A 10,579-nucleotide genomic window follows, 5' to 3' on the forward strand; every position below is an offset into this window, starting at 1 on the left:
ATGAGCAACACAACTCACTATGAAAACGCCAACTTCCTGCGTGAACTGGCAGAAAATCTGCCCCAGATCATGCCCAGCGCCAACGCAGCCCGCAATGCGGAACTTCTGCAACGGTTAGCTAACGAGGAACTGGCACAGGCCGAGTACGAAGAACGGGTAAGAGCCAAAGTTGCGGCCGCCCGCGCCGACAATCGCCCAGGCATGACCACCGGACAGCTTAGCCAGCAGTTGCAAAGCCGTTATCAGGAGTTACGCGATGCCGTATCACGTTGAATGGAAACAAGGCGCTATCGAGGACGTTATGGCACTTTTTGACTATATCGCAGAAAATTCATCACTCTGGGATGCCAGAAATGTGACGGATCGCCTCCTGAACTCCACTGACAAACTGGCAGAGTTTCCCCGCCTGTACGAAGTGGACACACGCTATGGCGAAGACGTGCGCCGCATCAGCCTGGCAGGACAGCATGTCCTTTACGAAGTAGACGATAAGGCGAAGCAGGTTAACGTTCTGGCAGTCGTTGGACAACGGCAGGCTCCCCACTCAATACGCGAGCAGGGGGCAAACAAATAACGCCCAGAAATGGCTGATTCAAGACTTTTTTGAGTTTCTTACGAGAGCCGCCTTTGCATTACGCCGGATGACCTGTGCTTTCGCGTACGCTTGCTGTTCATCTGTAACCACCCCGCACACGTTTCCGTCAAGCCCGTAACGATCCCCGCCCTGAGCCAGTACATCCTGATATCGGTAGCGGAGAGTGTATTTCGCAAGGGCTTTTTTCAGCATCACCCTGTCAAAAGGCAGCCCGCGGGCTTTTGCATCCGAAAGCATGTCTTCCAGCACACCCACTTTCAGGGGACGCGGTACACGGTAACAGAACAGGATCGGCCAGAAGGCTTCTAACAGTGCTCTCGCTTCCCGCGCATCTTGTTTTTTTTCTTCTTCGGTTTCTGTCGCCATCGTGCTATCTCATTAAAAACATCGTTAAAAAGAATATTCTACACACGGTTTCGTTCTTGCAACAGAAACGTTCGCGCCTCCAACCAACAAACCGATTAAAAAACAATCAATTCGCACAAAACTCACGCTACTCCGCTTTTCAGGCCCTCTTTTTTCATCAGGCACACAACGTTATCCACAGTAAGCGTGGACAACGACAGAATTCCCACTCGATACACTCATTTCCCATCACCTCATGCAGACAAATTTGCTCGTTCCGTACGCCATCAATCCCGCTTTATCTTTCAGTCATTTTTCGCCATAACCCCCCGCTATGCCCAACAATTAAAAAAGTTGGACATAGCGGGGGGTTATGGTTTTGTCATATTTATACGCAATATTTTAAACGCAACTATCATTCGCCTGGTTTTTACGCTATGGTGAAAGCTGTGATAAGTCTGGTGCCCTTTGACGCACTCCTGCTACACCGGATACAGGTCAACGATCCGAGATTTCTGTCACCCAACAGCCCATTTGGTGATTTCTGACGCGTACAGCCCAAACGCCACTGAGCCCGTGTCACGGCCGCGATTTACCCACGCTGACGGGTAACAAGGCGAGATTAGTCCGAGCCTGAACCACACCGGTTCAAACAGGGGCAAATAGACATTCAATTGTCGCTGAACCTTTTCAGGTCAGTAGTTCTTACACCCCTTAACCCGTGGAGAAACTATGCCCCTGTTTGATGCAGGCAATGCGCTATCCGTGCTGCGCGAACAAACCCGGATTATCCGCAAGCAGCGTTACCGGAAATCCCGCCTCGATCGTCACGCCGGCGAACTGTTGCAACTGCACAGGGAAGGGGCCAGCGCCGCCGAGTTGCAACGCTGGCTCAGGGGAAAACGTATCCGGGTCGTTCTCTCCACCGTCACGCGCTGGCTGGCGCGCAATGGCTAAATTCGCCAGTCCGGCCAGGCAGGCCGCCTCCGTCATGAAAGCCATGCAGGGCAGTGCGTTACGCTCCGTTGGCACCGTGCGCAACTACGAGCAGGCTTTAACCCGCGTGGCTGAATGGGTGAAGTCCTCCCGCGCCTGTTCCGACCTGCGAAAACTGACACCGGCGACAGCCATCGACTATCTGGAAACCCGCGGCGAAGCCGTCGGACAGAAGACACTGGACATGGAACGGCAAGCCATTCAGGCCATGATGCACCACGTCACCGGCGCATTACCCCACGGCCAGACCCTTCCGGTTATCCGCGCTGAAAGTCCCCAGGTGTTGACCGGCCGCGCTTACACGCCAGCACAAGTGGCGCTGATTGCCAGCGCACAGATGGCCAAAAACGCGCTGGCCACTGAGCTGGCGTATGCAGCCGGACTCAGGGCCCACGAACTGCACACACTGGCCCCCGCCCGGGAGTGCCCGGCTAACGAGAGGCCGGCAACAGAAACCAAATGGAACGGCCGCGACGGCCATCTGTACACCGTGCAGGGGAAAGGGGGGCTGGTTCGCGAAGTTCTGATCCCTCATCATCTGGCAGAACGGCTGGAAACCCTGTGCCGCCCTGAACCTCGGATGGTAACAGACCGGGGGATAAATTACCTTTCCCGCTATGAGATTGGTGCCGGCAAAGCCTGGACAAACAGTTTCAGCGCGGCGGCCAACCGCGTGCTGGGATGGTCTGCCGGTGCGCATGGCCTGCGCCACGCCTACGCCCAGGAGCGCATGAGCGAACTGCAACGGCAGGGACTTATCCGGGAGGATGCACTGACCACCGTCAGTCAGGAAATGGGGCATTTCCGGCCGGATATTACGGAGACTTACCTGCGATGAAATGGCGTGTAATGGCAGGGCTGGCATTCCTGCTCGTTCTTTCCGTTGTCAGCTTTGGCATCTATGCCAGCATGAATGATCTTATCGTCGGCAAACTGCTCGAAAATAACCGGATCAGAGTGATTGCACAGGGATTTTTGGCTGTCATTCATTTCTGGCCTGTGGCGCTGGCCGGTGCAGTGCTTGGCGGCGTTTTCACACTCATGGTTTCCGCGGCGGCGTTCAGCACAGCGCAAAATGCAGATCACGAGAACCAGCGCAGGGACTACCGGCAACAGGCCGAAGCCGCAGAACGTCGTGCTGAAAACGCTGAGAAAATCGCGCACCAACGGTTACAGACACAACTCCAGGCCGCAGAAACCCGGGAAAGGGAAGCCTCCTACGCTTTAGACCGTGCCAGACAGCGTGAACAAGACGTCATGGCCAAAGTCAGGAACATCATGGCAGAAACCGAACGGCAACGAGCCGAAGCTGCGCATGAAGTTGAACAAAGCCGTATCAAAGCCCAGGATGCAGAACGGCGACGCCGGAATGCAACGGCTACAGCAGAAAGACTGCGCCGGAAACAAGATCAGGAACTCATCAAAAGCTGACCTTATCCAAAAATGTTTTGTTGAATTGCCGGCATATCGGCGGTGCTAAAAAACATATCCTTATTATTTTATTAATCTGATTTGTAACAATGATAATACATCTCATTTAAATATCTTCGTATTAAATAAAAATATAAAATACCCCATATACCCGAAGAATATTATTTTCTCCGTATATATTTATTAAAAAATGTAGTGAATATATTAATTCATAACTAAGGAAATAAAATGAAAAAAAAAGATATTGATATTGATATTGATAAATTATTATCAATAGACGTTTGTCCACTGTGTGGAAAAAAAGATTGCGAGTATAATAAAAAAGAAAATGCATTGGTGATAAATGCAACAAAACAAATAATTAAAACATATGTTACAAAAGGCAAGAAACAAGCGGCAATTAGGTATGCGGGCTCTCTCGGAATGTTGGCAAAGCAGAGTTCTGATTATTTAAGAAATATCCATAAAGCTACCGAAACAGATAATAGCATGAGCACGATTAGTTTGTTTAATCATTATGTCAAAGATACAGGAGAGCCACTGACCACTCATCAGGTTGGAATACATGATAGGGTTCGCAGTCTAATGCAAAAACCAGGCGCCTTTAAAAGACCAAGTGGTAGTATTCAGTCGCGTTTTATTTCACAAATCCAAAATGGCGAACGAATTAATTTCCGAAATGCGTATGATTTTGGTATTGAATCCCGAAATGTGAACGACGCGTTATGGTCTGTTGGAGGGGCGGTAGTTAGCGGAAATTTAGACAATGTACGAATTGAACCTCGTGGAAATAATTATAATATTTCCGGAGAAATTAACTATCATCTGTATGATAAATATTCAGATACTGTTGATATTTTCAACTGGTTTGAAACATCTATTGATCCATTTAAACCGTTTGAAATCACTGGAGAATGGAAAGAACCAGTGAATTTTGATATCGATAAACATACGTATGAAACCAAAGTAAAACCAATGCTTGATCAACAGAAAAAGTAACTGACTTTTAAGTGGGACCATGGTCCCACTACATGTTATGTTATAGTAACTTATTAATATTTCCTTTTATTTTGGAAATAAAATTATCTTTTTTTGAACAATCATTATAAAATTTTATTTCTCTCATATAATCATTTTCCCAATCATTTGCATAAGAAAACATAAAGCAGTCATGTTCTACTACATCTTTTTTCTCATTCTTCCATTTAATGTTAATTTCATAAATATTTAGTGGTATTTTTCTACCATCAAAATAATATATTCCATTCCATACTGAATTTACATAAATATCAGTTGATTCAAATCCTGCATTTTTTCTGACCTCCCTTATTGATGATAAAAAATCAGAATCACTGCTATGATTAGATGCAAAAACAGCTGTGAGATACAGTTTGGTATCATTTTCGTAATTGTCGCCAAACATACCACTGAACGATTTAATAGCAAAAAAACCAGAAGCAACAAGAACCATGCCGCAAAAAATAACCTTTAAAAAATTTTTTTTCATTAAAATAAAAACACTAAGAGATGATAAAAAAGTAACTCCAAAAATAAGAAATGCAATTACCTGCATGGGGAAATAAGACATTTTAACGTATCCATTTTAAAAAAACCTCCTGTAATATTACCTGTAACGACTCGCAATAGAAAAAAACCGGATTTGTATTTATCCGGTTTTTTGGCTCACGCTAATTGCAAATGAAATCTGCTTCCTTAAGCTGACCTGTTATCTTTTATGGGGAAAAAAAAAACCGGATTTGTATTTATCCGGTTTTTTGGCTCACGCTAATTGCAAATGAAATCTGCTTCCTTAAGCTGACCTGTTATCTTTTATGGGGAAAAACCTGAAAAAAGATCAGTCATGTTTTTTATCGTCTCGTTCCAACAAACGGCGATAACGACTCTCGTCAGGAATCTTTAATTACCCGCTCCAAAAACGTTTTGTTGGATTGCCAGCATATAAGCGGTGCTATAAAACACATCTGGCCCCGTCCCACATTGTGTAATCCTTATTTAACATAACACCCGTTGCCAGAACCGCCTGTATGCCCCTCAGAACACTTTTGCGCTGAAACCGATAAAACTCCCTCTCTTGACACCCAAAAAGCCGTAAAATCGACCACAGACGTTTTTAAGCGATTGCATAATTATTCACTCCCCCGCGCACAAATCAGTTTGATGCCAGAGTTGTGACAAACGTCGTATTTTTACAAATTTTCTCACGGGAAAAAAACCGTCCGGCTTCACGGTGACCGTGTATCAGATTAACAGCGGATGATATGACGCTTCCTCGCATTGACAGACTTCGCTAGTCAATGCTGCGGCGAGCGTTGCGGGAGAAATGACCGGAATTCTAGGGTTAACTAGGGAGTACAAAAGAACCCCAAAAAGGGCTGTTATCTGATATAGGCTTGCTATTTGTGCATGAGCCAATTACGTAAAGTGTTGCGATGAACCGCCAAGATAGCCGCAATCTTTTGCTTACTCATGCCACTAGAAAGCATCTGTAACGCCTGTTCCCGTTTGTTGTTGTAGGTTTCCCCTTTAGCTATCCCACCCTTCTTCCCTTTCGCTGCCTGTACTTCCGCCTTGTTCCTACAACCACCAATGCGCCCTCTGGCTGCCTGAATCTCTGGCGTATGCGTATCTGCAACATACTGCGCGAACGCCTTTTCACTCATCCGTTGGTGTGTCCACTTGGCAATGCTGCGCCCAATACAAGCGCATTCCGGCAACGATAGCGGGTTGGTGAGCTGAACGTTGTACATTTCCACACGCTGAATGACAGCCAGTTGCCACTGGTCAAAATGGGGGTATCCCTGCCTAATCGCTCTGTAAGCCCATCTGCGCGTTTTTTCGAATAACTGACAGTTACGCCCTAGCCCGTACTCAAAATCGCTCCTGCGGGCTTCTGAGAAACTCAAATCGACATAATCGGCAAGCTCGTCCAGTGTGTAGACTTCCTCACGCCATGCGGTGACCTGCCAGTGTTGATTCAGGGGGTTTTTACAGATAAGGCCGCTGTAGTTCACATCCGCACGCAGTTTCGCACACAGGCCACGCTCTACCGAGGCGGCATATTTCAGCGCTTTGAGACTGGCATCGGGGGCGGTTCTGATCGCCGTTTGCAGCCCATAAAGCAGGTGTGCATGTCCGTTTGTCTGGTTTTTTACTGTGATGTTGGGAGCGGGTGCGTTGCTGTCTGTCCAGTCGATCGCTGCCCCAACGCGGTCAACATCAAACACAAACCAGAAAGCCGCATGGGGCGGATTATGCTGGATGTAGCGGGCGAGCTTTGCCACATCGGCGTTATTGATACGCAATCCGTAAAGTAAATCGTCTGTGTGATACGGTTTACGGGGCAGATGGTCGACAAAATAATCCAGTGCAAGGCTAGTCATTTTTTTTGTTGCGCTTATGGCGGGGGTGTTGTTTCTGTATGTACATATGCTAAACTCTTTTTAAGTTATGAGCCTGCGCCCTCGTGAGTTGTGAGTCTTCCGCCAAGTTGAAGCACAATTTCGGGGGCGTATGTGTTTATAGTTTAAAATTACTCTGCAATAATTATTTTGTCTAATCATTAAACGGGGAACAGTGACGAAATTCACTGCCTGACGGACTTTACATGCCTTTTCTCATAAAATTCATTATGTAAATTGACAGAAATACGATTATTGCATTAGGTTGTCATTGTCTGTTTTCAAATAAAATGGCTCACTTGGCAGTGGTTAACAACAAGGAGAAAATACGATGCAGTATATTACTTACATGGAAATTACGGGAGCAGCTCAAGGATTACTGTCTGAAAACTGTTCAGATAATGATACCCACAAAGATAAAATACAGATAAACTGCCTTGAGTTATCAAAAGGCGTTGATGACTTAAGTCACATAGAAAAAATAATTTTAGAAAAGAATGTAGATAGCGCATCACCTTTACTACTCAATGCGATTGATAAAAATGAGCGTTTAGCATTACACATAGTCCAGTGTGTGGATAACAACATAACGCATGAGTTTAAATTTAAAAATGCGTTTATAGAAAGAATAAACACGCATTTCTCAGGGGAGAACAAAAGCTCACCCTATGAAAGAATACAAATAAAAATATCCTGATAATTACCATTAACAATGGGCGATAAGAACATTAACGCCCACAAAAAAAGAAGCAACGATGAATAAAGAAAAAAACACCATTTACTTATTAAGTAAATTATCACAAAAGGAAAATAAATCCTTAAGGAATGCCTATGAAAGAGAAATTAAATCCTTAAGAGATGCATATGAAAAGGGAGACAAATCCTTAAGAGATGCATATGAGAAAAAAATTAAATATTTAAGATACAAACAGGAAAAAAATATTATATCGTTAAACGATGAACATTGTGAGGAAAAAATCAAATCGTTAAACGAGGCATGTGAGCGAGAGGTCCAATATTTGAACGAATCATATAAGAAGGAAATTAAATCATTAAATGATGTATACGAAAAAGAAATTCAATCAAAAGATAAATATGATGAATGGCTTAGTGATTTGTTTCGCTGGAATCTATCAACCGTGCTCACACTTAACTCCATAATCATATTACTTTATTTCGTAAGCATATACGAAAGTAATAGTAATCCAATTGCAATACTTTGCATTTATGCATTCATATATTTTTCTTCTATAATATTTCTATCCATAGTAATATCATCAGATAAAAAATTTAGTTCCTTTCTATACTTAAAGGCGAAAATAATTTACCTTTTCAGTTATTTTCATCTTTCTCATTAAAAAGATATTTATCTAACAACATATATGCTTTAATTGCCGTATTCCCAGTTTTATAAGTAAGCGTCGCTTTATCACTGGTAAACATTTTTCTGTTAAAATCCTTTTCCATGTACTTGTACAACCTAATTCCTCCTTTTGGAGTGAACAATTTATGGAAAAGTGGTACTTTTTCAAGACCACTTTTTGATTCCACAGGTAAGTTTATAATTCTTTTAGAAGGATTATATTTAGCAAACGCTGCAAACCCAAAATAAAGACCAACGCCAAAATTGGCCATATCATACGCGAATTCCCCAGAACCCTCATCAGCACCAAAAAAATAAAAACCCTTTTCTGTCAATATCTTAGTTGGATTACCTAGATCTATATAGCCATCTGTCCATTCATACACGATATTGCCCACCCCTTCCACTGTGTCGCCAACCCCTGTAGCTATCCCTAGAACCCCCATACCCTTAGACTCCATACCTCTTAACAATCCTCCCCCCTTTGTACTAAAAGCCATAACTCCAGCTCCCAACTGCACAAGACCTCCAATAACTTTTAACCCATTTTTACCATAAAATAGAAATCCTTTCCCTGAGTATTCTTGGGTATTTAAATATGTTTTCCTATCTTTTTTTCTTCCTTGTTCATAACCATACGTTTCCGCATCCAATTCATTTTTTATTTCGCCTATGTATTTATAAGCTTTTTCCAATTCGTCGTCGCCATATACGAAGTCCCATTTCCCTCTTCCTTTTTCAGAATTATATAATGCAATTTGAAGATCGCGCCGAATTACTCTAATAAGCTGGGCAATTTCATGTAGGTAGCCATTTTTAGACTCAATATTATCCAATAAATAAGCTGCTGAATATCTAGCAACCTTCGTCAATTCATCAGCATATTTATCAAACACACCCAGTGATGGATATATCATTAGTATACCCTCTCATCCCAGATACTATAAGCGCTGGTTCCAGCAGTCACATGTTCCCACGTAATGGATTTAAATTTAATGGACAGGGATTCTTCGGGTTGAGCATCATTATGTGTGATAGAATTTGGACAAAAGAAATTGATATTCACCAAAGATGCCTCGGTTAATTTAACTTTATAATATAATTCAAGTCCACCATTCATCGAAGTTCGATAAAAGAAAAATTCACAGGTTAATATTTCATTTGATGTTAATGCTTGTGATAATAGAGGAGATGATTTATCGATAGGTTTACGTATGTCGATAGGTTGAAAATTCACATTTTGATGCATGGATAAGTTAGAAGATAATTCATTAACTAATATTTCATTCTCATGACCTTTTTGATATTTATTACCTATAGACTCTATAGTAGAACACCCTCCAGAAATTAACCCCTGTTTCTTTCCTTGCAGTTTAAGATAAATAACATTCGCCATCAGTATATCCTATTAATTTCAAAAAAAAATCATAATATTACAAAAGAAACCCAAATAAAATATCAAGAATAAAAAAAATTATCGTATATATAAATTCAGATACCCATGATCCATTATGTTAAACGGGTAAGTTTAGTCACTAAAAATACCCGTTAGGTACGTTAAAAAGCCTCAGTGACTGGCTGATTACAGAAAGTGAAACCAAAATATCTCAGACGTCATATCCGTCTTTGTTAACCAACTCATCCCAGTCTGGGGCATTTCTGGGTTTTCGTTTTGTTATGCGTCCCTTCATATCGAAATATCGGCTTGGCCAAATTTGGGCGGGGTGCATATTCAGACGACGGGCAATGATCCATTCGCCTTTAGGCCATGCGCGTTTCAGGACATTTGCCAGTGTGGAAGAACTTAAACCAGATTCACGGGACAGGGCGGCAACGGTTGTGCCTTGTTTATGAAGGGCGGCAACGATGTCGGCGGGATGCCAGTCTTGTGTATTCATACCTGCTTCACCTCATTGTTGTTATTGGTGGCGACTCAAGCAGGGTTAGCAATACCGGTAGTTACCATCCGGCGAGGCCGAAGCCTCCCCCGCCTGAACCGCCATTGAACGGGCGAGCGCAGGCACACTGGCAGAAACTACCTACCAGTGGGTAACTATTTTCAGGGTTGCTAATCCCCGGCTATCGGATTTTGCCAATAGCGCTATCAGGTTAACGGGTTGGATAAAATATTTCAATAAGATAATCATATAGATGGAACTTAGTTATTTTCGTAAAAGATTGATAAAAATGGAACATACAAACCAGTATTAATACTCCCTTAGGCCATTCCTAGTTAACTTAACAAAACTTTGGGCAGTTCCGGCTAACAATCCTAAGATCTGCCATTTCTCACACCTTAATTTAATCAATTAAATTTTATGACGTATAATCGACACAGATAAGCCTGCTGGCACAACCCGCAGAAAACATGCCCCGTGTGGGCTACCCCGCTACATTCCCCACATACTTCCGGAGATTTGGAGCATAACC

At 43.2% G+C, this 10,579-nt stretch carries 14 protein-coding genes; 8 read left to right on the forward strand and 6 right to left on the reverse strand.

All coding sequences use genetic code 11. The features are described from left to right. Positions 1–273: a plasmid stabilization protein gene (locus tag ACE1SE_RS18805; protein WP_374053746.1), complete on the forward strand. Its 273-nt coding sequence runs from the start codon at positions 1–3 to the stop codon at positions 271–273. Continuing rightward, on the forward strand, positions 257–574 hold the full coding sequence (locus tag ACE1SE_RS18810; protein ID WP_374053747.1) for a type II toxin-antitoxin system RelE/ParE family toxin: 318 nt from the start codon (positions 257–259) through the stop codon (positions 572–574). Before ACE1SE_RS18805 ends, ACE1SE_RS18810 begins: the two co-directional genes overlap by 17 nt. A gap of 18 nt (positions 575–592) precedes the next feature. On the opposite strand, the gene ACE1SE_RS18815 is transcribed toward ACE1SE_RS18810, so the two are convergent. Beyond that, on the reverse strand, positions 593–961 hold the full coding sequence (locus ACE1SE_RS18815) for a ProQ/FINO family protein (RefSeq protein WP_374053748.1): 369 nt from the start codon (positions 959–961) through the stop codon (positions 593–595). Positions 962–1,672: 711 nt separating this feature from the next. Between ACE1SE_RS18815 and ACE1SE_RS18820 the strand changes: the two genes are divergently transcribed. The 4 genes from ACE1SE_RS18820 to ACE1SE_RS18835 all read left to right on the forward strand — a co-directional run bounded on the left by ACE1SE_RS18820 (position 1,673) and on the right by ACE1SE_RS18835 (position 4,366). Continuing rightward, positions 1,673–1,897: a hypothetical protein gene (locus ACE1SE_RS18820; RefSeq protein ID WP_374053749.1), complete on the forward strand. Its 225-nt coding sequence runs from the start codon at positions 1,673–1,675 to the stop codon at positions 1,895–1,897. Next, positions 1,890–2,774 carry a site-specific integrase gene (locus tag ACE1SE_RS18825; RefSeq protein ID WP_374053750.1) on the forward strand — a complete coding sequence of 295 codons (885 nt, stop codon included), beginning with the start codon at positions 1,890–1,892 and terminating at the stop codon, positions 2,772–2,774. Before ACE1SE_RS18820 ends, ACE1SE_RS18825 begins: the two co-directional genes overlap by 8 nt. Further along, a complete protein-coding gene (locus tag ACE1SE_RS18830) occupies positions 2,771–3,367 on the forward strand; it encodes a hypothetical protein (protein WP_374053751.1) in 597 nt (198 codons plus the stop codon). The genes ACE1SE_RS18825 and ACE1SE_RS18830 overlap by 4 nt, the downstream gene beginning before the upstream one ends. Before the next feature lie 228 nt (positions 3,368–3,595). Then, positions 3,596–4,366 carry a hypothetical protein gene (locus ACE1SE_RS18835; protein WP_374053752.1) on the forward strand — a complete coding sequence of 257 codons (771 nt, stop codon included), beginning with the start codon at positions 3,596–3,598 and terminating at the stop codon, positions 4,364–4,366. A 40-nt stretch (positions 4,367–4,406) separates the two neighbouring features. Here the strand turns inward: ACE1SE_RS18835 and ACE1SE_RS18840 are convergent, their stop codons facing one another. Together ACE1SE_RS18840 and ACE1SE_RS18845 are read right to left on the reverse strand one after the other, a co-directional pair. Then, positions 4,407–4,955, reverse strand: coding sequence for a hypothetical protein (locus ACE1SE_RS18840; RefSeq protein WP_374053753.1), 549 nt, complete (start codon positions 4,953–4,955; stop codon positions 4,407–4,409). Between the two features lie 826 nt (positions 4,956–5,781). Beyond that, complete coding sequence (locus tag ACE1SE_RS18845; protein WP_374053740.1) at positions 5,782–6,768, reverse strand: replication initiation protein; 987 nt, start codon at positions 6,766–6,768, stop codon at positions 5,782–5,784. Positions 6,769–7,117: 349 nt separating this feature from the next. On the opposite strand from ACE1SE_RS18845, the gene ACE1SE_RS18850 reads away from it, so the two are divergent. Continuing rightward, complete coding sequence (locus tag ACE1SE_RS18850) at positions 7,118–7,483, forward strand: type VI secretion system tube protein Hcp (RefSeq protein WP_374053741.1); 366 nt, start codon at positions 7,118–7,120, stop codon at positions 7,481–7,483. Positions 7,484–7,541: 58 nt separating this feature from the next. Continuing rightward, a complete protein-coding gene (locus tag ACE1SE_RS18855; protein WP_374053742.1) occupies positions 7,542–8,144 on the forward strand; it encodes a hypothetical protein in 603 nt (200 codons plus the stop codon). On the opposite strand, the gene ACE1SE_RS18860 is transcribed toward ACE1SE_RS18855, so the two are convergent. The 3 genes from ACE1SE_RS18860 to ACE1SE_RS18870 form a co-directional block, all read right to left on the reverse strand. Next, positions 8,119–9,066, reverse strand: coding sequence for a DUF4225 domain-containing protein (locus ACE1SE_RS18860; protein ID WP_374053743.1), 948 nt, complete (start codon positions 9,064–9,066; stop codon positions 8,119–8,121). The genes ACE1SE_RS18855 and ACE1SE_RS18860 overlap by 26 nt on opposite strands. After that, positions 9,066–9,545: an Hcp family type VI secretion system effector gene (locus tag ACE1SE_RS18865; protein WP_374053744.1), complete on the reverse strand. Its 480-nt coding sequence runs from the start codon at positions 9,543–9,545 to the stop codon at positions 9,066–9,068. Before ACE1SE_RS18865 ends, ACE1SE_RS18860 begins: the two co-directional genes overlap by 1 nt. 211 nt (positions 9,546–9,756) lie before the next feature. Beyond that, on the reverse strand, positions 9,757–10,047 hold the full coding sequence (locus ACE1SE_RS18870) for a helix-turn-helix domain-containing protein (RefSeq protein ID WP_374053745.1): 291 nt from the start codon (positions 10,045–10,047) through the stop codon (positions 9,757–9,759). Positions 10,048–10,579: the final 532 nt, after the last annotated feature.

Origin of the sequence: Xenorhabdus taiwanensis (assembly GCF_036512875.1) — a bacterium.
Classification (GTDB): domain Bacteria; phylum Pseudomonadota; class Gammaproteobacteria; order Enterobacterales; family Enterobacteriaceae; genus Xenorhabdus; species Xenorhabdus taiwanensis.